The 24,746-nt window shown below is 67.3% G+C and carries 23 protein-coding genes and 1 tRNA gene; 13 read left to right on the top strand and 11 right to left on the bottom strand.

Annotated elements, in window-relative coordinates; genetic code table 11:
- Positions 1–32 precede the first annotated feature (32 nt).
- From NE2_RS02880 to NE2_RS37590, 3 genes are all read right to left on the bottom strand, one after another.
- Positions 33–485, bottom strand: coding sequence for an RDD family protein (locus NE2_RS02880; protein WP_063023606.1), 453 nt, complete (start codon positions 483–485; stop codon positions 33–35).
- Positions 482–1,003: a hypothetical protein gene (locus NE2_RS02875; RefSeq protein ID WP_369817456.1), complete on the bottom strand. Its 522-nt coding sequence runs from the start codon at positions 1,001–1,003 to the stop codon at positions 482–484. Before NE2_RS02875 ends, NE2_RS02880 begins: the two co-directional genes overlap by 4 nt.
- Positions 1,004–1,243: 240 nt before the next feature.
- Positions 1,244–2,422, bottom strand: a complete 1,179-nt coding sequence (locus NE2_RS37590) for an MFS transporter (RefSeq protein WP_084493714.1) — start codon at positions 2,420–2,422, stop codon at positions 1,244–1,246.
- Between NE2_RS37590 and NE2_RS02865 the strand changes: the two genes are divergently transcribed.
- Entirely contained in the window at positions 2,366–3,187 is an 822-nt protein-coding gene (locus NE2_RS02865) for a class II glutamine amidotransferase (protein WP_063023602.1), read from the top strand. The genes NE2_RS37590 and NE2_RS02865 overlap by 57 nt on opposite strands.
- Before the next feature lie 135 nt (positions 3,188–3,322).
- Here NE2_RS02865 and NE2_RS02860 read toward each other — a convergent pair whose 3' ends face one another.
- From NE2_RS02860 to NE2_RS02850, 3 genes are all read right to left on the bottom strand, one after another.
- The gene (locus tag NE2_RS02860) at positions 3,323–4,474 is read right to left on the bottom strand and encodes a carboxylate-amine ligase (RefSeq protein WP_063023815.1); all 1,152 of its coding nucleotides are present in this window, start codon (positions 4,472–4,474) and stop codon (positions 3,323–3,325) included.
- Positions 4,475–5,141: 667 nt separating this feature from the next.
- Positions 5,142–5,214 (bottom strand) — tRNA-Ala (locus NE2_RS02855).
- A gap of 89 nt (positions 5,215–5,303) precedes the next feature.
- Positions 5,304–6,020 (bottom strand): uracil-DNA glycosylase, encoded by a 717-nt coding sequence (locus tag NE2_RS02850; protein ID WP_063023813.1) that lies wholly within the window; start codon positions 6,018–6,020, stop codon positions 5,304–5,306.
- 460 nt (positions 6,021–6,480) lie between these two features.
- Between NE2_RS02850 and NE2_RS02845 the strand changes: the two genes are divergently transcribed.
- From NE2_RS02845 to NE2_RS02820, 6 genes are all read left to right on the top strand, one after another.
- Positions 6,481–6,924, top strand: coding sequence for a GyrI-like domain-containing protein (locus NE2_RS02845; RefSeq protein ID WP_030515188.1), 444 nt, complete (start codon positions 6,481–6,483; stop codon positions 6,922–6,924).
- Positions 6,921–7,352, top strand: a complete 432-nt coding sequence (locus NE2_RS02840) for an effector binding domain-containing protein (RefSeq protein WP_063023601.1) — start codon at positions 6,921–6,923, stop codon at positions 7,350–7,352. The genes NE2_RS02845 and NE2_RS02840 overlap by 4 nt, the downstream gene beginning before the upstream one ends.
- 554 nt (positions 7,353–7,906) lie before the next feature.
- Positions 7,907–9,721, top strand: a complete 1,815-nt coding sequence (locus NE2_RS02835) for a putative bifunctional diguanylate cyclase/phosphodiesterase (RefSeq protein WP_063023811.1) — start codon at positions 7,907–7,909, stop codon at positions 9,719–9,721.
- Between the two features lie 9 nt (positions 9,722–9,730).
- Positions 9,731–10,786 (top strand): GAF domain-containing protein, encoded by a 1,056-nt coding sequence (locus NE2_RS02830; protein ID WP_063023599.1) that lies wholly within the window; start codon positions 9,731–9,733, stop codon positions 10,784–10,786.
- 98 nt (positions 10,787–10,884) lie between these two features.
- On the top strand, positions 10,885–12,012 hold the full coding sequence (locus tag NE2_RS02825; protein ID WP_063023597.1) for a glycosyltransferase: 1,128 nt from the start codon (positions 10,885–10,887) through the stop codon (positions 12,010–12,012).
- An 84-nt stretch (positions 12,013–12,096) separates the two neighbouring features.
- Positions 12,097–12,993, top strand: a complete 897-nt coding sequence (locus NE2_RS02820; protein ID WP_063023595.1) for an SDR family oxidoreductase — start codon at positions 12,097–12,099, stop codon at positions 12,991–12,993.
- Between the two features lie 7 nt (positions 12,994–13,000).
- Here NE2_RS02820 and soxR read toward each other — a convergent pair whose 3' ends face one another.
- Positions 13,001–13,570, bottom strand: coding sequence for a redox-sensitive transcriptional activator SoxR (gene soxR / locus NE2_RS02815; RefSeq protein ID WP_084493711.1), 570 nt, complete (start codon positions 13,568–13,570; stop codon positions 13,001–13,003).
- 147 nt (positions 13,571–13,717) lie between these two features.
- On the opposite strand from soxR, the gene arcA reads away from it, so the two are divergent.
- Positions 13,718–14,944, top strand: coding sequence for an arginine deiminase (arcA, locus tag NE2_RS02810; protein ID WP_051755928.1), 1,227 nt, complete (start codon positions 13,718–13,720; stop codon positions 14,942–14,944).
- Positions 14,945–14,950: 6 nt separating this feature from the next.
- Complete coding sequence (locus NE2_RS02805) at positions 14,951–15,316, top strand: GntR family transcriptional regulator (RefSeq protein WP_063023593.1); 366 nt, start codon at positions 14,951–14,953, stop codon at positions 15,314–15,316.
- A gap of 12 nt (positions 15,317–15,328) precedes the next feature.
- On the opposite strand, the gene NE2_RS02800 is transcribed toward NE2_RS02805, so the two are convergent.
- Entirely contained in the window at positions 15,329–16,990 is a 1,662-nt protein-coding gene (locus tag NE2_RS02800; protein ID WP_063023591.1) for a dolichyl-phosphate-mannose--protein mannosyltransferase, read from the bottom strand.
- A 173-nt stretch (positions 16,991–17,163) separates the two neighbouring features.
- On the opposite strand from NE2_RS02800, the gene rsmI reads away from it, so the two are divergent.
- On the top strand, positions 17,164–18,009 hold the full coding sequence (rsmI, locus tag NE2_RS02795) for a 16S rRNA (cytidine(1402)-2'-O)-methyltransferase (protein WP_063023589.1): 846 nt from the start codon (positions 17,164–17,166) through the stop codon (positions 18,007–18,009).
- 76 nt (positions 18,010–18,085) lie between these two features.
- Here rsmI and NE2_RS02790 read toward each other — a convergent pair whose 3' ends face one another.
- Entirely contained in the window at positions 18,086–18,733 is a 648-nt protein-coding gene (locus NE2_RS02790) for a TetR/AcrR family transcriptional regulator (protein WP_063023587.1), read from the bottom strand.
- Between the two features lie 17 nt (positions 18,734–18,750).
- Positions 18,751–20,313 carry a methionine--tRNA ligase gene (metG, locus tag NE2_RS02785; protein WP_030515200.1) on the bottom strand — a complete coding sequence of 521 codons (1,563 nt, stop codon included), beginning with the start codon at positions 20,311–20,313 and terminating at the stop codon, positions 18,751–18,753.
- Between the two features lie 113 nt (positions 20,314–20,426).
- Here metG and NE2_RS02780 point away from each other — a divergent pair, with 113 nt between their 5' ends.
- Positions 20,427–21,263, top strand: a complete 837-nt coding sequence (locus NE2_RS02780; protein WP_063023585.1) for a TatD family hydrolase — start codon at positions 20,427–20,429, stop codon at positions 21,261–21,263.
- A 196-nt stretch (positions 21,264–21,459) separates the two neighbouring features.
- On the top strand, positions 21,460–22,587 hold the full coding sequence (locus NE2_RS02775; protein ID WP_030515202.1) for a resuscitation-promoting factor: 1,128 nt from the start codon (positions 21,460–21,462) through the stop codon (positions 22,585–22,587).
- Here the strand turns inward: NE2_RS02775 and NE2_RS02770 are convergent, their stop codons facing one another.
- Positions 22,588–23,349 (bottom strand): SDR family NAD(P)-dependent oxidoreductase, encoded by a 762-nt coding sequence (locus tag NE2_RS02770; RefSeq protein ID WP_063023809.1) that lies wholly within the window; start codon positions 23,347–23,349, stop codon positions 22,588–22,590. It lies immediately after the preceding gene.
- A 220-nt stretch (positions 23,350–23,569) separates the two neighbouring features.
- On the opposite strand from NE2_RS02770, the gene NE2_RS02765 reads away from it, so the two are divergent.
- Positions 23,570–24,727, top strand: coding sequence for an alpha/beta fold hydrolase (locus NE2_RS02765; RefSeq protein ID WP_063023583.1), 1,158 nt, complete (start codon positions 23,570–23,572; stop codon positions 24,725–24,727).
- Positions 24,728–24,746: the final 19 nt, after the last annotated feature.

The raw sequence follows: 24,746 nt of genomic DNA, 5'->3' as shown, positions 1-24,746 counted from the left end.
AGCATCGGCGGTTGTCGCCGGATCCTGCGCGCCTACGCCGGCGAATGGGCCTCCGGGTGCCAGTCGTACACGACCGTGGTACGCAAAACGATGTCCTGCAGCGAATACCGGCGCGGATCGACCACCACCCAGAACAATCCGACCGCGAACATCACGCAGAACACCGCCCGCATCAGAGCCCGCGGCCATCCCACGAGTTCGCCGCCGCGGGTCACCACCCGCAGCCCCATCATCACGGCGCCGACGGTGCGACCGCTCACGGCCCAGCATCCGGTGAGATACAGCACCGACACCACGATGAATATGCCCGTCGACATCACCGCACCGGCGTCCGGCCACGTGAAATCCTGCGGTGAGAACAGCAGCCGCGCGAACGCCATGCACAGGTAGATCGCGGCCATGATCGCCAGGACGACGGCGACGTCGACCCCCGATGCGATCGACCGCGTCACGATGCCGGCGGGACGGTGCGCAGGAGCACTCACTCCGCGCCCGATTCGGACGGTGCTCGCCGGAGCAACTTTCCGACGAACCCCGCGACGGCATCGTCCGCATGCATCCCCTGGCTCCGGATGCCGAGAACTGCCTCCGCGGACATCGAGTCGGTGGATTCGCGGATGATCCGAGGTAGATCGACACCCTCGATCACGCTGTCGGCCAACCCGACCAGATCGACCCGCCCGATGATCTTGTCGACATCGATCCGTTCGGCCACCGCGTCGAGATCCACGTTGTCGACCACGAGCTCCGTGAGGTCGACAGCGCCGACCGCGGTCCGCACGATCCGGCCGACCACCGCACGCAGCACCCGTTCGGTGAGGTCGTCGACGGCCTCCAAGGTGTCCGCGCCCCGCTGTTCCAGCTCCGCGAGCACCGGCTCGACGCCCGGCACCCGCCGCGCGACGCCGAACCCGAAACCCAGCACGCGCCCAGCAGCTCCGCCGACCCTCGCGGCGGCTCCCGCCACCAGGTTCACCGGCCTCGACATCGGGGTGCCGTCCACACCACCATCAAACTCGCTCGATACCGGATAGGTATGCCTTTCGGGCTATTCGGTGTGCGGACGTCGGCCGAGCTCGGCCGACCGCGGGCGCGGTTCGCGCTGCCAGATCCGGCGGGACGTCGACAGCGTGTCGCCGCCCAGCCCCGGTGGGGTGGTCCGGATCCGGCGAATCCGTTCGGTGGTGTCGAAACTCGGCCATCCGGGGTTGCCGGTCGCCGCGAAGGAGAATGCTCGTGGTTACTACGGGTTTCGGGCGCGTGTGTCGTGGGGCAGTGCGGCGGCTGCGAGGAGTCCGATGACGGCGGCTGCGGCGAGGGTGAGCATCGCGGTGGCGTAGGCGTGGCTGCTGAGTCCGGCGACGAGGATGGTGCCGGCGATGGCGGTGCCCAGTGAAGAGCCCAGGTTGGATACGCAGCGTGAGAGTCCGGAGATTTCGCCTTGGCGTTCCTCGGTGAACGCCGACTGCACGATGGTGACCGAGGGAGTGAGCATCGAGCCGAGTCCCAGTCCGATCAGTAGTAGGCCGGGCGCGAACGCCCAAGGGTTGAGGCTGCGCCCGGCCATGGCGACGAGCACCACCACGCCGGCGGCGACCACCACGAACCCGGTCATGACAAGTGTTCGCTGGGCGAAGTGGCGTGCCAGCCGGGCCGCCGACAGCGACGAGACGAGCAGTCCTGCGGTGGCGGCGGTGAAGATGACGCCGGTGCGGATCGGATCGTAGCCGCGTACGACCTGCAGGTAGGCCGAGACGACGAAGGAGGTTCCCATCAGGATCAGCCATTGCAGCAGTTGAGTGGCCAGCCCGAAATTGGATGCTCGGCTGTGGAACAGGCTGGTCGATACCAGGGGGTCGCCGCCGGATCGTTCGGTGGCGCGCACGTGCAGGAAGAATCCGGCCAGCACCAGCATCGCGAGCACGATCAGTATCGCGCTCCACCGTAAGTCGTTGTCGGCGGCGAGGATTCCGAGCACGAGTAGGACGAGTCCGGCTGCGGACAGGAGCTGGAGTGCTACCCGTGGACCGCTCGGGGTGTCGACCGTGCCGCGGGCGCTGAACGTCGACTCGGGTGGGGCCTGCGCCGACTTGTCACACGCGCGGTGGCCAGGCCGGTGAGTGCATTTGCGTGAATATCGCGGGCGCTCGAGTCGGCGTTGAGTGCGGGTGCCGCCGATGTGGCCGGCAAGCGCGGATTCTGGCGAACCGGCAGGACCGGCATTCCTGTTGCGAGGGCGGTAGCGCACGATTTGCGGTGAACGGCTCGAGAACGTCCCATTCCACTGGAGTAGGACGGTTATCCGGCGCCCGAGGGCTATCGCAGATGGTGTCGACTCTGTTTGAATCAATGTATGTGCCGGTGGATGGCGTACTGGGGTGAGCCGATCCTCGTCGAGGATTTGTTGTTCCGCCCTGAACATTCTCTGATCGATCAGAGTTTGCACTCTCGTCTGGGAGAGACGACCACTAATGGTGACGGTTTCGGTATCGGCTGGTACGGCGAGGGTGCCGAACCTGCGGTGTACAAGGGGATCGAGCCGGCCTGGAACGACAGGAATTTGCGGGAGATCGCCGGTCAGGTGCGCACGTCGAGGTTGCTCGCCCATGTGCGGGCTTCGACCGGGACCGCGGTCCAGCGCAGCAATTGCCATCCGTTCCGGCACGATCGATGGTTGTGGGTGCACAACGGCGCGCTGCGCGGCTTCCCTGAAATCAGGCGCGACTTGTTGATGGCAGTGGATCCGACGCTGTTCTCCGACATCGAGGGCTCAACGGACACCGAAGCTTTGTTCTACCTGGCCTTGACCTTCGGTCTGGCCGATGATCCACTCGGTGCCGTGGCTCGCGCGGTCGGTTTCGTCGAGGACGTCGGGCACGCGAACGGAGTTGAGCATCCGGTTCAAATGACAGTCGCGACGACCAACGGTGAAAGTCTGTGGGTTTTGCGTTATTCCAGCGAGCGCCGATCGCGGTCCCTGTTCTTCTCCACCCGGCTCTCCCAGTTGCGGGCATTGCACCCCGAAGTCGAGGTTTTGCGCGAACTGGGCGGTGAGACGCGCTTCGTGGTGTCGGAGCCGCTGCGCGATCTCGAGGGGGCGTGGAACGAAGTGCCGGAATCCTCGGTTGCGGTAGTGGGATCCGGCGCCGACGCGATCTGGCCCTTCTTGCCGATCTCACCTGTCTGAGGTCGACACAAGTGCCGATGAGCGTCTACGGCGCGGTTGCCGTTTCGCGTGGCTTCTCGCCCCACATCCCGGCATGAGCGGGTGCCGAATGCCGACGTCGAGGGCGGAGTCCGGCGATGGTGTGCAATCCGGCCGTCAGGCCGGCTGACGGTCCTCGGTGGCGGCGCACCCTTCGGCGGTCAATCGTGACATCTGTTTCAAGACCTGAGTGGGGCCTCCGAGGCGCAGTGCTTCGCGTTGTCGAACTGCGCCGTTGCCGTCCCGCAGAACTGCCGCCAGCGTGCCGCGCGTGAATTCGTAGTCGCCGGACTGTTCGAGAGCGGGGCGGATATGGGAGAGCAGGTGTGCAATGGAGGCCTGCTCGGGAACGGAATGCGCAGTTGCAGTGCGAAATTGCGGGCCGGACAAGCCGTCGCGGGCCGCGCGCCGGCATGCCGCCCGTAGGTGTGCCAGGTCGACTGGGTCGGAGGGCCGCCCGCTGTCTACTGCCGCGACGGAGGTGGTGACCAGTGCCCGGACGAGGCTCGCGAAGAGTGCCGTTTCCTCTACCGTGGCCGGAACGTCGCTGATGCGGATTTCGATCGTGGGCAGATGCGAGGACAAGCGCACATCCCAATAGACCATCGCTGTGTCGAGGATGTGGCCTTCCTCGGCAAGCTTGGTCACCGCGTCGTCGTATTCGGCGGCGGATCGCAGGTACGGGGGAGGTCCGGCGCTGGGCCATCGTGCCCACAGCAGGTGGCGCCAGCTGGCGTATCCGGTGTCGGCACCGCCTGTGATCGGGGAATTCGCCGTCAGCGCCAACAGGGCCGGCAGCCATGGCCGAAGGTGGTTGCTGACCTGCACCGCGACGTCGCGGTCGGGCACGCAGACATGGACGTGGCAACCGCAGATCACTTGCTCGGCCAGTTCGCCGAAATGCGCGGCCATGAGCCGGTACCTGGGTGTGTCGGTTATGCACCGGGTCGCCGGTCCCCAGATCGGCACACCGACCGCCAGTGCCAGCGCCCCTGCGCGTGCCGCCGCCCGCGTGACCGAGAGTCGAGCCCGCCGAAGTTCGCGGTGCAACTCCGGAATGCTTGCGCACACCGGCGTGCAGGTCTCGACCTGGCACTGAGATAGTTCCAGTTGCAGTGCGGCATCCGGGGAGCGCGCCGCGACGATGGTGTTGTTCAGCGAGGGGAGGCCGGTGGCCGGATCGACAAGAACGAATTCCTCTTCCACGCCGACGGTGAATGGGCGAATACTTTTGCCGTGCAATGGATCACGTGGCTCACTCGACACCATGGACGTCACGGCCACCTCCCGGGTTGTTGCTGGTCGAGGCATGCGCGCTCGCCGAATTCGCGCATCGTTCGGTGCCGACAGCTCGTATGTTGGTGGAACAATCTTTTCCTGATTCTCCGAGTGCGGTCTGTAATGCTACGAAGTTCGGTTGAATGGGTGGTTGAAATGAGTCTTGAAGCTATTTCTCCGATTCGTCGATCAGCATGACAGCCACGCTGGTCGAATTTTGTTTCCGGATCCAGAATGTGAGTTACATGAAGTTTACCGGAAAATTGCCCACTAAACATGGCGTTGGTGAAGGTCTTGTGGTTTCCTCATCGACCTCGACTCGACTCCATCCTGCCGGCGTTCGGAGGGCTGCCGGGCGCGCCGCGGGGTCGCCAGCGGTGCGGGGTGGACATCTCCAGGGCCGGTCGACGGCGTAGATGATGTTCGACAGGACGACACAGCCGTGCTCAGCGCCCTTGGAGTCGAGTCGGCCATGCCGCAATGCCACTACATGGCCCGCGGCCGCGCCCACGGGGCAGCTGCGGATGCGCCGGACCGAGCCGTCAGCGGACAGTTCTGACACACCACGCGCAGTGAATTAGTTGGGACTTTGTTGGAAGATCCGACCAACGAGGTAGGTATTCGGGCGGAGAAAACCCGCCCTGACCTGCGATCAAAGTGGAGCTAAGGGGAATCGAACCCCTGACCTTCTCGATGCGAACGAGACGCGCTACCAACTGCGCCATAGCCCCGTGGCTCGTTTCCGGGCCAACGGAGGAGAACTTTAGCAGGTGGGGGCCGGAGATTCCGAATCGGCTGGTCGATGTGGGGAAATGCGGGGTCAAGTGGGTTCGGGGGCCGGTGGGGTGAGGTGGAGGCCGGCGCTGGTGGCGGCTTCGCTGAGGACCGTGCGGAGCATGGCGGGGGTGAGGCGGCCGGTGAAGGTGTTCTGCTGGCTGACGTGGTAGCTGCCGAACAGTTCGAGGCGGTGACGGCCGGGCCGGGCGGGGTCGATCGAATAGTGGACGCCGTGGCCGAATCGGGGGCGGGGGCGGGGGACCTGCCAGCCGGCCGCGGTGAGGGCGGGCATGAGCGCCTGCCAGCCCCAGGCGCCGAGGACGACGACGGAACGGACAGTGGGGGCGAGTAATTCGAGTTCGTTGATCAGCCAGTGCCGGCAGCGGTCGCGTTCGTCGATGGTGGGTTTGTTGTCCGGGGGCGCGCAGTGTACGGGGGCGGTGATGCGGGTGCCGAGCAGCCGGAGACCGTCGTCGCGGCGGGTGGCGGTGGGCTGGGTGGCGGCGCCGATGGCGTAGAGGGAGGCGAAGAGCACGTCGCCGCTGCGGTCGCCGGTGAACATGCGGCCGGTGCGGTTTCCGCCGTGGGCGGCGGGGGCGAGGCCGACCAGCAACATGGCGGCGTCGGCGGGGCCGAAACCGGTGACCGGGCGGCCCCAGTAGGTTTCGTCGCGGAAGGCGGCCCGCTTCTCGCGGGCGACCTGTTCGCGCCAGACGACCAGTCGCGGGCAGGCGCGGCATTCGGTCAGTGCCGTATCCATGGCCTCGAGGTCGGGATAGTCGGCGGATGCCGCCGCGCCGGCGTTCGGTGGTTCGCTGTGGCTGGTGCGACGCGCCATCGGTCCTCCGTTCGGTCGATGCCCCTGCGAGTCTGCCCGTTCGGTGGCGGTCGTGTCACACCTACCGCTTCCGATAGCTGACCATTTGCTATCCCCGCCACGCCGTCCGGTATCTGCTGATTCGTGGCATGTGGGCGATTCGTTCGATCCGGCGCGAGGTGTTCGCGGTGGCGACGAGAATCCCCAATTGCCGGGACGGAAGCCGCTGTCGGTCGAAAAGCCGACAGGTCGCTGGTATCGAACCGGTCGGATGATCAGCTGTCCCGGCAGCAGACGTGCAGGTCCGTAGCTTTCGATGTTGATAGCATGGCGTTTCCAGCCGGACGGTCCGCCGCAGCACCGGTTGCGCGGCCCAACGCGATCACATCGAGAGAGTTCTTGCATGCAGTTCGAAATCGTCGAGCGGGACGAGACGTGGGTCGCCGGGCTACCGGTGCGCAGTCCGAAACGTGCCCTCGGAGAACTGCGCGATCGTGATCTCGAGGCCGCCTGGGCCGCAGTCCTGCATCAGGAACTGGGCGGCCCGCTGGCCTGCTCCTATACCGATTACGCCCACGATCTGGGCACGTTCAACACCCAGATCGTCGGCTACGAATGCCTCTCGTTCGACCGGGTGACGCGCGGGCATATCGTGTCCCGTCTGCCCGCCGGCGCCTATGCGCGTTTCTCCGCTGTCGGCAATTTTCCGCAGATCATGACCGACCTGTGGACCCAGATCGCCTACGCCGAGGAACACAATCAGATCAAACGCACCTTCACCGGGGATTTCGAATGCTATCCGCACGCGTACAAGATCGATCTGTACCTGGCGGTAGACCCCCGATGACGTATTCGATCGTGGTCCGTGACGCGGCCATCTACGGCGGTCTGGTGGTGCCGCGGGTCCGGCCGAGTTTCAAGGTCAGCAACAGCGAACTGATCGAATTCCTGCGGGACAGGCTGCGCGATCGTGAGATCGGCGGTCCGCTCCACACCGTGTACGTGCCCGACCCGGCCGGAAATTACAACGTGCTGGTCAGCTACGAATATCAGGCGCCGAAAGAGGTGCCGGTCGGCGATGTGATGATTCGCGTCCCGAAGGGCGTATATGCCCGATTCGAACCCAACGGTGATTATCACGATCCGGTCGAGGACGTCTGGGCTCAGGTCGACGACGCCACCGCGTCGGCCGAGATCACCCGCGCTTATCGCGAGGAGATCGAGGTGTGGCGTGGTCCCGACCGGCTGGAGTTGTTCATCTCAATTCTGGTGTGATTTTCGGTTGCCAACGGGTAACCAATTGGGAACCGGGCGGTCTTTTTGTTCTGTGCGGTGTATGACACCGACTGGATGACCTCGATCGATACCGCGCACCACGCTCAGGTTTCGGAAGATTTGCCGGACGTCTGGTCAATTCCGGAGGGATGACGGATACTTCCCTAGGTGGCCATACCCGACACCGGCGGTACCGCATGCCGAGCGGAGGTGGCCGAAAGATCGCGCCGCGCCGCGCAGCAACAGAGTAGGAACCGTATGACTGGGCTGGATGTCGCACCGGAGGCGCTGCGACGATATGGCTGCTGACCACCCTGTGCGACCCCGCCGAACGGGCCCCGCTGCGGCCCTCGGCGAATTCCCCGCCGCACCTCTCCGCGAACTCGCCGCGATTTCATCGCAATACGTCGATACACTAGCGTCGGTTCAGGGCGAATTCATCGACGCTCGGGGCGTGGACGTCCTTCCCTCGACATGCCGTGGATAGCGCGATCGGAGACAAGGTGCCTCGGCGAACACTCGACTCGTTGGTGACCCAGGTCGCCGCGGAGTTGATGGGTGTCGACGCCACGACGATGGTGGCGGCGACCGAACGAGTGCTGGCCAAACTGGTCGACTACTTCGACGTCGATTTCAGTTTCGTCCGCCATACCGACCGGGAACGCCGGGCGACGGTGCTGGTCGCCGAATGGCCGCAACGGCAGGACGTGCCCGACCCCGACCCGCTGCGTGTGGTGTATTTCGAGCAGGCCGATTCGGTGTTCCGAGCCGTCGAACACGCCACCGAGCCGATGATCGCCCGCCCGACTCCGGAATTCTCCGACTATCAGGAGACGATTCGCCGTTCCGGATTGAGCGATGTGACGACCGCGACCGTTCCGTTGGTGTCGCGCGGTGAGCCGACCGGACTGCTCGGATTCATGAAACGGGGCGACCGGGAGTGGAGCACCCGGGAGATCAACGTCCTGAAGGCGATCGCGGCGCTGCTGGCGCAACTGCAGGCGCGGGTGGTGGCCGAGGAACGGCTGCGCTACATCGCCCTGCACGACGACCTCACCGGACTGGCCAACCGTCGCGCCCTGCTCGAACATATGGAGGAGCGGCTGCGTCCGGGCAGTTCGGGACCGGTCGCCGCATTCTTCCTCGACCTCGATCGGCTCAAGGCGCTCAACGATTTTCTGGGGCATACCGCCGGCGACAATTTCATCCGCACGCTGTCGTCGCGGCTGAAGGAACACCTCGATCCGAACGATATGATCGCGCGGCTGGGTGGCGACGAATTCGTCATCGTGCCGGCCAAACCCGTGGACCCGGTCGCGGCCGAACTCGAGGCGACCCGGATTCAGCAGCTGATCACCCGCCGGGTGTCGGTCGGCGGGGAAACGGTGAGTCGCGGCGCGAGTGTCGGTGTGGCGCTGGGGATGCCGGGCGAGACCACCGTCGCGGATCTGTTGCGCCGCGCCGACCATGCGCTGCTGTCGGCGAAATCCGGCGGGGGCAACGGGGTAGCGGTGTTCACCGATGCCATGCGCGCGCAGTTCGAACTCCAGGACGATGTCGAGTTGAATCTGCGCGGCGCCGTCTCGGACGGTTCACTGCTGCTGCACTATCAGCCCGAGGTGGATCTGCGGACCGGGCGCATCGTGGCGCTGGAGGCGCTGGTGCGCTGGCAGCATCCCACCCGCGGGCTGCTGCCGCCCGGTGCGTTCGTCGGGGTGGCCGAGGCGACGAATCTGGCCGGTGAACTCGGTCGCTGGGTATTGCGCACGGCCCTGTCGCAATTCGCGAAATGGCGGCGCGCCGGGCTGGCCTCGAACGTGGTGATCCGGATCAACGTCTCGCCGGTGCAGTTGGTGAGCCTGGACTTCGTGGAATGCGTCGAGGATGTGCTGCGCCGGCACGGAATAGACGGCAGTTCGGTGTGCCTGGAGATCACCGAGCACGTCGTGGTCTCGGATCTGACCCGCACCCAGGTGACCCTGCGTGGACTCAAGCGCATGGGAGTGCAGATCGCGATCGACGATTTCGGCACCGGCTACAGTTCGCTGTCGCATCTCAAGGCGCTGCCGGTGGACGCGGTGAAGATCGACCGTGGTTTCGTGCAGCGGCTCGGCGCCAGTACCGACGATCTGGCGATTGTGAAATCCATTGTGGGACTTGCCGGTTCGTTCGGCCTCGGGGTGGTCGGTGAAGGGGTGGAGACGGCGGTGGCCGCTCGCACCCTGGTCGGCCTGGGCTGCTACCGGGCGCAGGGCTTCCTCATCGCGCGGCCGATGCCCGCCGACGAGGTCGAACGGCATCTGGCGGAGGGGCGGATCCCGCTCGACCTCGAACTCCCGCGGGTTTCCCGTGGGGCGCATCGGATCTGATTTTTCGGTATGGCAGGCGCCGAATCCGTGGGTTCGCCATGGCTCCTGGTGGAAACGCTCGCGCCCGCGAGTGGTCCGACCATCGTCGCCGACGGGTCGCGGGTCCGGGAATGGACGAGTCTGTCGCGCGCCGGGCGCTCGCTCGGGGCGGGTGCCTCCGCGCTGGCGGCCGTCACCGTCGATACCGCGGCAGCGGCCGTTCCGGCCGCGACGTCGGGGGCGGTCACGGCCGACGGCCGGATCGTGTTGTCGGAAGGCGGCTGGACCGCGATCGCGGTGCCGGTCTTCTGCTCGTTCGGGGCAGTGCACGGGGTGCAGCTGTGGGTCGGCGCCGAGGGACGCCAACCACCGCCGCGGCGCGCGGTCGCGGCATGGGACTGGGATTCCGATACCGAACTCGCCCATCACGGCCCCGGCCTGGAGGAACTCGCCTTCGCCCGCGCCCGCGACCAGGTGCGGGTGGTGCGCACGCCGCCGGAGGTGTTCGGTCGGATGGTGCGCTTCGACGAGCGGATGGCCTACACCGCGGTGGTGGCGGGCACGGACCCTGCCGGGCGCTGGCAGGGGGAGCTGGCGATTCGCGGTGACGACGAGATGGTGCGCAACTTTCAGCTGGTGATCCGGGTGCATCGCGAGGATCCGCATCTGGCCGGCGCGACCCGCACCGCGCATGTCACCCGGGCGCTGCTGCACGAGATCACCGACGTCAGCCCGCCGCGCCCGGATACCGATCTGGCGATCACCCGGGCGGTGTCGCGGTCGGCCGATGCCGGTGTCGGCTTCGTCGAACTGGCGATGGGGCTGGTGTACGAGTGGGTCAGTCCGCCGCCACCGCCGCTGGAACGGTGGAGCACCGAACGGCCGGTCGTGCATCCGGATGATCAGCGGGACTACCGGGCGGCGTTCGCGGCCGTATTCGCCGGCGAAATCGACTCCCCGGCAAGAAGACTCGTGTTTCGGCTGCGGTTCGAGGACACCGAATGGATTCCGGTGCGCGCCGAGCTGTCGCGCCTGGGGTCCGAGCGCGCGCACGGCATGATCCGGGTCCGGCCCGCCGCTGGGTGACGCGTGGTGACAGGGCGGTGCGGGCGGTTGGCGCATCCTTCGGCGAGCATTCATCCGGTGTTCGTCCCGCCGGTTCGCGGGGCGGGGACGATCGGCGCGTGCGCATCGCTCAGCTGGCGAACTTCTACGGGCCGCGTTCGGGCGGGCTTCGCACCGCACTGCATCATCTCGGCGCCGGATATGTGGCGGCCGGGCACGAGGTCGTGCTGATCGTGCCGGGCGCGCGCCAGGACGAGGAGGTCCTGCCCAACGGTGTGGTGCGGATGACCGTGCCGGCGTTGGGGATTCCGTGGACGGGCGGATATCGCGCGGCCGAACCCCGTCGAGTCGCCGATCTGCTGGCGGGCCTGGCGCCGGATGCGCTCGAGGTGTCGGACCGGCTGACGCTGCGCGGGTTCGGGCGGTGGGCCCGCCGCCGGGATATCGCGTCGGTGATGATCTCGCACGAGCGCCTCGACCGGTTGCTCGGCCAGGTGCTGCCCACCTCGGTCGCACGGCGGGCCGCCGACGTCGCCAATCGTCGCACCGCGGCCGATTACGACATGGTGGTCTGCACCACCGCGTTCGCCCGCGCGGAGTTCGACCGGATCGACGCTCCGAATGTCGCGCTCGTCCCGTTGGGTGTGGATCTGGAGCTGTTCGCGCCGCATCGCCACGATCGGGCCCTGCGCGCGCGGCTCGGGGGTTCGCATCTGGTGGTGCACTGCGGGCGGCTGTCGGTGGAGAAGCGGGTCGATCGCAGTATCGAGGCCGTGGATCAGCTGCGCCGGGGCGGGGTGAACGTGCGGCTGGTGGTCGCCGGAGACGGGCCGCGCCGCGACGCGCTGGTCCGGCAGGCGCGCGGTGTGGCCGCGCTGCCCGACGGGCGTCCGGGCGTGCATTTCGCCGGATTCATCGACGACCGAACGCATTTGGCGACCCTGCTGGCCAGTGCGGATATCTCGCTCGCACCCGGGCCGCATGAAACCTTCGGGCTGGCCGCGCTCGAGGCGCTGGCCGCCGGTACCCCGGTGGTGGCCAGTCGTTCCTCGGCGCTGGCCGACATCGTGACCGCCGAATGCGGGGCCGTGGCCGCCGATCACCCGTCGGCCTTCGCCGAGGCCGTCACCGATGTGCTGGCCCGTCCGGCAGCGCAGCGACGACGCGCCGCGCGCTCACGGGCCGAACAATTCCCGTGGCCGGTCGCGGTCGCCGGGATGCTGTCGGTATTGCGCGGATTGTCGTAGCCGTGACGTGCCCGTGCGGCCCGGTACGGATGCGGTGTGTCGGGGAACACGTATGCTCCAGGGCAACGGAGATAGTCAGTCCGGATGCCGGCACAGCACCGACATCACACCGCAGAGCATTCGAGGAACGGCGTGCGTGATCGCTTGAAGTCCGTGAGCGGCAAGAAGACTCTGGTCACCGGCGCGGCCAGCGGAATCGGTCGGGCGACCGCGATCGCCGCCGCCGCGCAGGGGGCCGAACTCGTCCTGACCGACATCGATGCCGCCGGACTCGCGGACACCGTCGAGGAGATCGGGCGCACCGGCGGCAAGGTGCTGGAATCGCGGGCTCTCGACATCAGCGAGTACGAGGCGGTCGCCGCCTTCGCCCGGGACGTGCACGCTCGGCACGGCAGCCTGGACGTGGTGATGAACGTGGCCGGCATCTCGGCCTGGGGCACGGTCGAGAATCTCGAGCACCGGCACTGGCGCTCGATGGTCGACGTGAACCTGATGGGCCCGATCCACGTCATCGAGAGTTTCGTGCCGGAGATGGTGCGCGCCGGTCGCGGCGGGGCGCTGGTCAACGTGTCCTCGGCGGCGGGGCTGCTGGCGTTCCCCTGGCATGCGGCCTACAGCGCCAGCAAGTACGGGTTGCGCGGCGTATCGGAGGTGCTGCGTTTCGATCTGGCCCGGCACGGGATCACGGTGCATCTGGTGGTGCCCGGCGCGGTGAACACCCATCTGGTGCAGACCGTCGAGATCGCCGGTGTGGACCGCGACGATCCGCGAATCCAGCGGTATGTGAAGCGTTTCCAGTCGCACGCGGCCTCGCCCGACCAGGCCGCGCGCGCCATCTTCCGCGGCATCGAGAAGAATCGCTTCCTCGTCTACACCTCGTTCGACGTGCGCTTCGGCTATTGGTGGGCGCGAAAGTTCGCCTGGCCCTACGAGTTCACGATGCGCCGCGCCAACGACCAGTTCAACCGCTTCCTGCGCTGAGCGGGACTCACCCGCACATCTTTTCGGCGCACCCCGTCACGGCGGCCTCCTCGGCCTCCTCGGCCACGTCCGCACGGCTCGCCGAGGTCGGGTTCTCGCATCCCTCGCCTTTCGTGCAGTCGATGCTCACATCCAGCGTGCGCGCGCCCGGGCCCTCGTCGCCGAGCCGGTCGTGATAGTTGACGATGCGGCAGCTGCCCAGTGACAGGCAGCCGCAGCCGATGCAGTCGGTGAGGCTGTTGCGCAGCCGGGTGAGCTGTTCGATGCGCTGATCGAGGTCGGTGCGCCACGTTACCGACAATCGTTCCCAATCCTTGCGATTGGGGGTGCGCCCCTCCGGTAGGGTGTCGAGAGCCTTGCGAATTTCGCTGAGCGGAATTCCGACGCGCTGCGAGATCCGGATGAATGCCACTCTGCGCAGCGTTTCCCGTGAGTACCTGCGCTGGTTTCCGCTGGTGCGGCGGCTGGCGATCAGGCCCTCGCGTTCGTAGAAATGCAGTGCCGACACCGCGACGCCGCTGCGTTCCGACAGTTGCCCGGGGGTGAGCTCCTTGGCTTGCCACGTCGTATGCTGCATACCTCAATGTTACTTCAGGTTTTTGGGGGCCGGGCGAGAACCGGGAACTTCGCCGCCGCGCAGCGGCCGATATCGTCGGGCGCCGGATCCGGCCCGGTCGGCGAACAATTCCGTGCCAACCCGGCGGCGGCCCATTACGGTCGGGATATGGGACCAGAGGCTGTGCCCCCGGCGCGACCGTTTTCCGTGACGACCGAGGTCGGGACGCTGCGCGCGGTACTGCTGCATCGCCCGGGCGATGAGCTGCGCCGACTCACGCCGCGCAACAACGATCAACTGTTGTTCGACGCCATCCCCTGGGTGGAGCGGGCTCAGCAGGAACACGAGATCTTCGCCGACGTGCTGCGCGGCCGCGGTGTCGAGGTGCTGTTGCTCGCCGATCTGCTCACCGAGACGCTCGCGGTCAGCGGCGCCGGACGCAGTATGGGCATCACCGCGGCCGTCGACGCCCGCCGCATCGGTTACGCCCTGGCCGAGGATCTGAAGACCTATCTGCGCGCGGTGCCCGCACCGGATCTGGCGCGAATACTCATGGCCGGCATGACCTTCGACGAATTGCCCTTCGAACCGGATGCCGCCTCACTGGTGCGGCGCATGCACCAGGGCACCGATTTCGTCATCGATCCGCTGCCGAATCTGCTGTTCACTCGCGATTCGTCGTTCTGGGTGGGGCCCAAGGTGGCCATCACCTCACTGGCGCTGCCGGCCCGCGCCCGCGAAACCTCGCTCACCGATCTGGTATACGCGTTCCATCCGCGCTTCCTCGGCGTGCGCCGCGCCTACGAATCGCACACCGCGCCGATGGAAGGCGGTGACGTCCTGCTGCTTTCGCCCGGTGTGGTCGCGATCGGAGTCGGGGAGCGCACCTCGCCGGCGGGTGCGGAAGCCCTGGCGCGCAGTCTCTTCGACGACGCCCTGGCCCATACCGTGCTGGTGGTGCCGATCGCGCAGAACCGGGCCACCATGCACCTGGACACGGTGTGCACCATGGTCGACCGCGATGCGGTGGTGATGTACCCCGGTGTGCAGAATTCGTTGCGCGCGTTCACCATTCGTGCCGACGGCGATTCGGTGCGGATGAGCGGGCCGGACCCGTTCCTGCCCGCCGCGGCCGAGGCGATGGGCATCGACAAACTCCGGGTCATCGACACCGGGCTGGACGGGGTGACCGCCGAACGGGAACAGTGGGACGACGGCAACAACACCCTCGCACTGGCGCCCGGGGTCGTGGTGGCCTATGAACGCAACGAGAATACGAATACACGGCTGGCCGACGCGGGCATCGAGGTGCTGACCATTCCGGGATCCGAACTGGGTTCCGGCCGGGGCGGGCCCCGCTGCCTGTCCTGCCCGCTGTCGCGTGACGAGGTGTGAAAGCCGATGCTGGATATCCCGGTCGACCATCAATCGACGGTGCCGCCGTACGAACAACTGCGGCTGGGCATCGTGGCCCGGGTGCAATCCGGCGAACTCACCGCCGGAACCAAGATTCCGACCGTGCGCGCGCTCGCCGCCCAACTCGGCTTGGCGCCGAACACCGTCGCACGCGCCTACCGCGAACTCGAACAGGACGGTGTGCTCGAGACCCGGGGCCGGCTCGGGTCGTTCATCGCCTCCTCCGGGGATCCGACTCGCGACGCGGCCGGTCGCGCGGCCACCGAATACGTTGCCGCGGTGCGCCGATTGGGTCTCGACGACGAGGCGGCGCTGCGCTACGTGCGGGCCGCGCTGGGCGAGACACCGTAGCCGGATCGAGCCTCAGCGCCAGCTGGGCAGCCAGAGGTGGTCGTGCCAGTTGCTCGGCGTGATCGGCAGGGCGGTGAGGATGGGCCACAGCCAGATGAAGTTGGCGATCACCAGACCCAGATACAGGCATACCAGGAGTAGTCCGAGGCTCCGGCGCTCGCCGGCCAACGCGAACCATCGTCCCGACCGGGCCCGCACGAGCGGTGCCGGGCCCAAGATGTCACCGAGCGTCAGGGCCAGACCCATCACCAGGAACGGCGCCATCGGAACCGCGTAGAAGTAGTACATCTGCCGGTCCAGGTCCGCGAACCACGGCAGCAGCCCGGCGCCGTAGCCGACCAGCATCGCCGCGTACCGCCAATCGCGCCGGGTCGCGGTGCGCCACAACGCCCAGGCGAGCATCGGCAGCGACAACCACCACATCGCCGGTGTGCCGATCAGCATCACGGCCTTCACGCAGACCGACTGCCCGCATCCGGTCACGCCGTTGTCGGCGTAGTAGTACAGCATCGGGCGCAGGCCCATCGGCCACGACCACGGCTTGGATTCCCACGGATGATGGTTACCGGCCGAATTGGTCAGGCTTTCATGAAATTTCAGCGATTCGGCCTGGTTGTGCCACAGCGAGCGCAACGCGTCCGGCACCCACGACCAGGTGCCGCCGGCGCCCACGGCATTGCCCACCGAATAGCGGTCGTAGCCGTCCTCGCTGGCGAACCAGCCCCAATAGGACGCCAGATAGACCAGCAGCGGAATCAGTACCAGCGCATACAGGGCAGGTCCGATATCGCGGACCGCCGTACCGACCCAGGGGCGCGGCACCCCGTAGGCCTTGCGCGCGGCCACATCGAAGCACACCGTCATCAGCCCGAAGAACAGGATGAAATACAGGCCCGACCATTTGGTTCCGCACGACAATCCCAGCAGCAGACCGGCTCCGAACCGCCACCATCGCACCCCCAGTCGCGGGCCGAAGGCGCTGAATGCGATGGCGGCGCTCCCGGTGCCCTCCGTGGTTACGCGTGCTGCCGCCTGCGGGCCCGCCGCTCGCGCCGCGGGCGCTATTCGACCCTCGGCGTCGGCCCGGGCGAGGCGCGCCCGCATCTCGTCGCGGTCGACGATCAGGCAGCCGAAGGCGCCGACGACGAAGACCGCCTGGAAGATGTCGAGCATGCCGATGCGCGAGGACACGAACGTCACCCCGTCGGCGATCAACAACACGCCCGCGATCGCGCCGATCAGCGTGGACCGGGCCATCCGCCGGGTGATGCGGATGACCAGCAGGACCAGCAGCGACCCGAAGACCGCCGCGGTGAAGCGCCAGCCCCAGCTGGTGTAGCCGAATATCGCTTCGCCCAGCGCGATCATCTGCTTACCGACCGGCGGATGGACCACCAGCCCGTAGGCCGGGTTGTCCTCGACCCCGCCCCCGGTGAGTATCTGCCAGGCCTGCGGTGCGTAATGCTTCTCGTCGAAGACCGGGGTGCCGGCGTCGGTCGGGTAGTTCAACATGGTGAACCGGGTGACCGCGGCGACCGCCGTCAGGAATATGGTGACCAGCCAGCCCCGGGCCCGGTCGGTCGGTCCGAAATCGGGTGCGGGGCGCAGCGGCGCCGGACTGGACAAGGCCGGGCCCGCGCCGATCGCCGGTCGCGTATCGGTCAGCTGGGTCACGCTCCGATCGTATGCGGTGTGCGGCGGTGGGTAGCGCGGCGGTGAGCCGACTCGCACGGCGCACCTGCGGACTCGGGCGCGGTCCGGTCCCCGGGTAGCGTTTGCCCGGACCGGGCGCGGGTGCGTGGTGGCGGCCGGCCCGGACGGGCCGGGCGGCGATGGAAAGGACGGCGATGGGCGAGCACGGCGGGCGGTTGGTGCTGGCGGCGACGCCGATGGGCGATATCGGTGACGCGTCGCAGCGGCTGCGCGACGCCCTGGCGAGCGCGGACGTCGTGGCCGCCGAGGACACGCGCCGGACCCGGACCCTGGCCAAGGCGCTCGAGGTGGAGATCACCGGACGCGTGGTGAGTTTCTACGATCACGTCGAGGCCGCGCGAATCCCGTTGCTGCTGGACGAGATCGAGTCCGGGAAGACAGTCCTGCTGGTCACCGATGCGGGGATGCCCTCGGTCAGCGACCCCGGCTACCGGATGGTCGCGGCATGTATCGAACGGGATCTTCCGGTGACGTGCCTGCCCGGCCCTTCAGCCGTCACCACCGCGCTGGCCTTGTCCGGATTGCCGATGGAACGGTTCTGCTTCGACGGCTTCGCCCCGCGAAAGTCCGGGCAGCGCAAGCAGTGGCTCGCGACCCTGGTCACCGAGCCGCGCGCGGTGGTGTTCTTCGAGGCCCCGCACCGGCTCGCCGACTGTCTGGCCGATGCGGCGGAGGTCCTCGGCCCCGAACGCCGGGCCGCGGTGTGCCGGGAGCTGACCAAGACCTACGAGGAGGTCGTGCGCGGCGGACTCGGTGAGCTGGCGGCATGGGCCGTCGAGGGTGCGCGCGGAGAGATCACGGTGGTGGTCGAAGGGGCGCAACCGGTTTCGGCCGACCCGGTCGATCTGGTGGACGAGGTGGAAGAACTGGTCGCCGACGGAATTCGCCTCAAGGACGCGTGCGCACAGGTCGCCGCGCGTGCGGGCGGGGTGTCGCGCCGCGAACTCTACGATGCGGTCCTGGCCGCCCGCGCGGAATAGTCCCGGGTCGCCCGGTTGCCGCGGTTCGGTGGCACCGTCGGCGCCGTGCCCGGCGCGGAAACAGAAGCCTCGCTCGCTACGCGTGCACCGGTGCCGGCGCCAACCCCAGCGCGGCGTTGGCGAATTCGATGAAGGTGGGCGCTAATTCGGGTACGCGCTGTGCGCCGTCGCGGACCAGGACACGGCGGGTGCGCTCGCCGATGGCATCGGGCACCAGCGCGATCAGCTCGTCCGACAGTTCCGGTATCGCGGGGTCGGCGGCGCGGGCCTTGTCGTGATATTTCCGGTACATGGTCGCGAACCGGTCCAGCGCCATGTCCCGGAAGTCGGTGCTCGCTTCGCCGACCAACAGAGATTCCACCAGGATCAGCCGCGCGAAATCCGGTTCGGACGCGATCACCGCGCAGAACGTGGTGATCACGGTGGCGATGCGGCAGCGCGGATCGGCATCCCGGGGCAGTTGTGCCAGTTCGTCGACGATCCGGGCGCGGATCATCTCCATACCCGTGTGGACAGCCTCGACGAAGCAATGCTCTTTGTTGCCGAAGTGTTCGTAGAAGGTGCTTCGCGATACGTGGGCACGGGCGACGATATCGGTGAGTGTCGTCGCGGAAAAGCCACGGGCGCCGACACATTCGACCATCGCGCCGATGAGTCGGCCCCGGGGGGTGCCGAGCGCCTGTGCGCGAACGCTGCGGTGGCGCTCGGCGAATTCCGCATCCATAACCAGGCTCCGGTCGCCTACTTCGGTTCGATGTACTTCGGGAACACCGGCTCCGGCGCGGGTAGGGCCAGTCCGGCCTCGATCGGCGTGGCGATATCGGCGAAGGTGCGCGCGGTCTGGCCGAGTTGGTCCAGAATCCGCCCGGCCGAACCCGGGATCACCGGCTGCACCAGGATCGACACGATCCGCAGCACCTCGAGGGTTACGTACAGCACGGTCGCCTCGCGGGCCACGTCTTCGGGCGTGCCCGATTTGGCCAGCGCCCACGGCTGCTGTGCGGAGAAGTACTTGTTCGTCTCGCCGAGGGTCAGCCAGATCGCCTCGAGCGCCAGATGTAGTTGCTGGCCGTCGAATTCGGTGCGGCAGCGCTCCAGCAAGCCGTTCGCGCGATCGAGCAGCTCCCGGTCGGCCTCGGTGAATTCGCCGGGAGTCGGGACGGTCGAATCGAAGTCGCGCGCCACCATCTTCAGGCTGCGCTGCACCAGATTGCCGTATTCATTGGCCAGGTCGGTGTTGATCCGCCCGACGATGGCGTCGTGGCTGTAGGAACCGTCCTGGCCGTAGGAGATTTCGCGCAGCAGGAAGAACCGCACCGCGTCGAGGCCGTACTGGTCGACCAGCGCCAGCGGGTCCACCACATTGCCGACCGATTTCGACATCTTCTCGCCCTTGTTGAACAAGAAGCCGTGCACGAAAACGCGTTTCGGCAATTCGATACCCGCCGACATCAGGAAGGCCGGCCAGTAGACGGTGTGGAACCGGGTGATGTCCTTGCCGATGATGTGCACATTCGCCGGCCAGAACCGTTGGAAGGCGGCCGAATCGGTATTCGGGAATCCGACACCGGTCAGATAGTTGGTGAGCGCGTCCACCCAGACGTACATCACATGCGCCGGATCACCGGGCACCGGCACACCCCAGTCGAAGGTGGTCCGCGAAATCGACAGATCCTTCAGGCCGGCCTTCACGTAGCTGACGATTTCGTTGCGCCGGGTGGCGGGCAGAATGAAATCCGGTGTGTTCTCGTACAGTTCGAGCAGCCGGTCCTGATATTTCGACAACCGGAAGAAGTAGTTCGACTCCTCGGTCCATTCCACCGGGGTCCGGGTTTCGGTCGCCAGTCGCGTCCCGTCCTCGGTGACGGTGGTCTCCTCCTCGGTGTAGAAGGCCTCGTCGCGCACCGAGTACCAGCCCGAATAGGTGTCGAGGTAGATATCGCCGTTGGCCTGCATGCGCTCCCAGATCGCGATGCTGGCGGCGAGATGATCCTCGTCGGTGGTGCGGATGAATCGGTCGTAGGAAATGTCGAGCGCCTTGTCCATGCGTTCGAACACATCCGAATTGCGCGCGGCGTATTCCTCCACGGAGACGCCGGCGGCGCGCGCGGCCTGCTGCACCTTCTGGCCGTGCTCGTCGGTGCCGGTCATGAAGAACACGTCGTAGCCGTCGAGCCGCTTGAACCGGGCCAGTGTATCGGTGGAGATGTACTCGTAGGCATGGCCGATATGCGGCGCGCCGTTGGGGTAGGCGATCGCCGTGGTGATGTAGAAGGCCGGTGACGTGCGTTCGGGTGCGCTCATGGTGTGTCCACTCTAATCCGCCGCCGATAATCCCTCGCGTCGATATCCCGTCGTCCACTCCTCGCTCCCGCCGGGTTCACCTGCCGTCGGTGCGGTGTGTCTAATCTGGTCCGATGCCCGGTAAACGACCCGCACCCGAGCCGCCCGAACCGCTGTCGCCGTTGATCGACGCGCACACTCACCTCGATGCCTGCGGCGCCGAGGACGCGGAATCGGTTGCCGCCATGGTGGATCGGGCAGCCGCGGTCGGTGTCGGCCGGGTGGTGACCATCGCCGACGACCTGGATGCCGCCCGCTTCGCCGTCGACGCCGCGCACTGGGATCCGCGTGTGTACGCCGCGGTCGCACTGCATCCGACCCGGGCGAACGCCCTGGACGATGCCGCCCGCGCCGAACTGGAGAAGCTGGCCGCCGACCCCCGCGTGGTCGCCGTCGGCGAGACCGGGCTCGACTACTACTGGCCCGGCAAACTCGACGGCTGTGCCGATATCGAGGATCAGGTGGAGGGCTTCCGCTGGCATATCGACCTCGCGAAACGGCTGGGGAAGCCGTTGATGATCCACAACCGCGAGGCCGATCACGACGTGCTGGCGGTCCTGCTGGACGAGGGTGCGCCGGACACGGTGATCTTCCACTGCTTCTCTTCCGACGCCAATATGGCGCTGGCTTGTGTGGCCGAGGGGTATCTGCTCAGCTTCTCCGGGACGGTGAGTTTCAGGAACGCGCACGAATTGCGCGAGGCCGCGAAGCTGGTGCCGGACGAGCAGATCCTGGTGGAGACCGATGCGCCGTTCCTGACGCCGCACCCGTTCCGGGGCGCGCCGAACGAGCCGTACTGCCTGCCTTACACCGTGCGCGCCCTGGCCGAACTGCGCGAACAGGATCCGGCTGTACTGGCCGAGATCACGACCGCCAATGCCGAGCGGGTCTACCGGCTGCCGCGGGGCTGAGGCCGCACGCGTGCGGTGCGTCACATAACTCGCGACCGGAATGCGAGGTGTGCTCCAGTTCACTTACGATTGCGCGGTCGTGATATTTCCGGATCGTCGATATCGAATCGTGATGTGGAAATCCCCTGTTCCACGGCATGTAGTTGCCAGGGACTGACCCCCTCGTTATCGTATTGTGACCATGCCGGAGTTTCGGATATCCGCTCTCCAGCGGATCAACACGTCGCGCTCGCCGCTGCTCTACGCGGCGATCGCCGCGATGCTGATCACCCTGATCATCGGGGCGAGTCTGGCGATCGTCAGCCGCAAGACCGTCATCCTGGTCGTCGACGGTCAGCGCACGACCGTCACCACCATGGCCGCGAGTGTGAAGGGTGTGCTCAAGGCCGGCGGCTACAAGCTGGCCGGTAAGGACTCGGTGTCGCCGTCCGGTGATGCCGACGTCGTCAACGGTGCGACCATCACGCTCAATCGCGCCCGGCAGCTCTCGCTGACCTTCGACGGCAAGACCAAACAGGTGTGGACCACCGCGTACACCGTCGCCGACGCACTGACTCAACTGCAGCTGCCCGGCGACGTTTTCGTCTCGCCCTCGCGTCCCACCCCGCTGCCGCTGCAGGGCGCCGCGCTGGCCGTCACCAGCCCGCGCACGGTGCAGCTGTCCGACAACGGTGAACCGATGAGCTACGTGCGGCTGGCGGCACCGACGGTCGGGGAGCTGCTGCAGGTACAGGGCGTACCGCTGACCGGCGAGGACACCGTGGAGCCGGTGGCCGTCACCCCGCTGCACGACGGTATGAAGATCACCGTCACCCGCAAGCACACCGAGAAGGTCACCGAACGCGAACCCCTCGACCCGACCGAGAACGTCATCGAGGACACCGACCTCAACATGAGCCGGACCGTCGTCGAGAATCCCGGCAAGGCCGGGGTGCAGGACGTCACCTACGCCGTCTCGATCGTCAACGGCAAGGAAACCTCGCGTGAGGCCGTCGGGCATACCGTCGTCGTCCCCGCCCAGCCCAAGACCGTCCGCAAGGGCGCCAAGCCCGGCACCGAAGTTCCGCCCGTGCGCGACGGCGCGGTCTGGGACGCGCTGGCCAAATGTGAATCCGGTGGCAACTGGGCCATCAATACCGGCAACGGGTATTTCGGCGGTATCCAGTTCGACCAGAGCACCTGGTCGCGGCAGGGCGGGCTGAAGTACGCCGAGCGGCCGGATCTCGCCACCCGGGAAGAGCAGATCGCCATCGCCGAGGTGACGCGGGCCCGGCAGGGCTGGGGTGCCTGGCCCGCGTGCACGAGTCGCTTGGGGATCAGCTAGTCACATCAGGGCGCCGCCGTCGACGCGGATCTCCGAGCCGGTGATGTAGCGGCCGTCCTCGGAGGCGACCATGGCGACCACGCCGGCGACGTCGGCGGGTTCGCCCAGGGCGCCGCCGTTGAGCCAGCCGGTCAGGCGGGAGAAGAGGTTCCAGTCGGCGTCTTCGGGGGTTTGCAGATTGTTGGTGATTCCGCTGGTGATTCCGCCCGGGACGATGTTCACCGCGCGCAGGCCCTTCTGTGAGTACTCCAGCGCGACCGCATGGGTCATCGCGTTCACCCCGCCCTTGGAGGCGGCGTAGGCGGCCATATACGGATTCGCGCCGAGTGCCGCGGTGGAGGAGAAGTTCACGATCACCGGATGTTCGGACTGCAGCAGCGTCGGGATGGCCGCCTGCATCATCAGGAAGGTGCCGGTGAGGTTGATGCCGATCACCTGATTCCAGCTGTCGAACGCCATCTCGTGGGTATGCGCGGTACGCATGATCCCGGCCGCGTTGACCAGCACGTCCAATCCGCCGAGATGGTCGACGGCCGCGGCGACGGCCGGGCGCACCGATTCCGGGTCGGCCACGTCGACGGTGACCGTATGGAGCCGCTCGCGATCCGCGCCCACCTCCGCCACGGTCTCCTTCAGTCCGGGCTCGGAAATGTCGGCGCCCACCACATGCGCTCCCTCGGCGAGCATGCGCACCACGATGCCCCGCCCGATGCCCGAGCCCGCCCCGGTCACCACCACCCGTCGTCCCTCGTGCCTGCGCATCATTGCGGCCGTCCTCTCCTGCTGCTTCGGGTGCGGTGAGACCTGATGTGCCACCGCCTGTTCCGCGAGTACACCGAAACTAGAACGTGTATCAATTGACGTCAACGCTCCGCGACGCCCCGGCCTGGGGATTTCCGGACCGTGCGGTGTGTGCACCGTAAAATCAGCAGATCCCAGATGATGTGAGGTGTCCATGCGGTTGTCGAAATGTTCGGCTCGGATGCGGCGGCCGCTCGTGGCCGCGGCCCTGTTCACCGCGTTGGCGGCCGGCTCGGCCGTCGCGGTGCCGGACGCCATCGCCGAGCCGGCCGGAACGACGATGTCGGTCACCGCGCAGCCGGACGGCTGGCACGGTATGACCGGGGCGGCGCTACTCGACTATCGGACGACGACCTCGCGCGGTGAGCCCGTCCCCGCCAGCGGTGCGGTGTTCCTTCCGCCGGGCGAACCGCCCGCGGGTGGCTGGCCGGTGGTGGCCTACGACCACGGCACGAGCGGGCTCGGCATGGGATGCAGCGGCATCTCGAATCCGGGTACCGCGCCCTACCCGTCCGGCCGGGCCAAGGAAGACCGCATCCTGCAGTACTTCCAGTCCAAGGGATTCGCGGTGGTCGCGCCGGACTATCTCGGGCTGGGCGCGTTCGACACCGGTCCACATCCGTATCTGGAACGGCAGTCCGAGGCGACCGCGACCATCGACCTGCTGCGGGCAGCGCGTGCGACCTATCCGCAGCTGTCGCGCACCTGGATCGCCGTCGGTGCGTCGCAGGGCGGTCAGGCCGCGCTGGGTACGGGTCATCTCCAGCAGAGCTATGCGCCCGACCTGGACTTCCGCGGGACCATCGCGGTCGACCCCGAATCGGATCTGGAGCACGTTCTGCCCATCGCCGGGCCGTGGGTGCCGAATATTCCGGAGATCGGCGACGGCAGCACCGCCTTCATCGCGGGAGTGCTCGTCGGAATGCGGGAAACCAGGCCCGATATCGACGTCGACAGCTATCTGAGCCCGCGTGGGCGCCAACTGCTCGACAGCATCGGCACCCTGTGCCTGGACGGGATGATCGCGCAGGTCAACGGCGCATCGCTGGGCGATCTGCTGTCGCGGCCGCTGGGCGACCCGCGGTTCACTGCCGCGCTCACCGACTATCTGGCCGTGCCCACGAACGGCTACGACGCTCCGATCCTGTTGCTGCTCAACGCCACCGACCGCACCGTGCCCTCGCCGCTGCACGCCGCGCTGGCCGCCCAGTTGGCCGCGAACGGCGTGGACGCGCAATCGGTGGTCGGCACCGGGCAGCACTGCGACCTGAATCCGCAGATGTGGGCGGCGATCGACGCGTTCGTCGCGCGGGTGCAGTCCACGCCGTACCGGCCCTAGCCGCACTGATACCTTGTCG

Source organism: Nocardia elegans NBRC 108235, assembly GCF_001612845.1.
In the GTDB taxonomy this organism is placed as follows: Bacteria; Actinomycetota; Actinomycetes; order Mycobacteriales; family Mycobacteriaceae; genus Nocardia; species Nocardia nova.
This window is presented reverse-complemented; position numbering and strand designations above follow the sequence as displayed.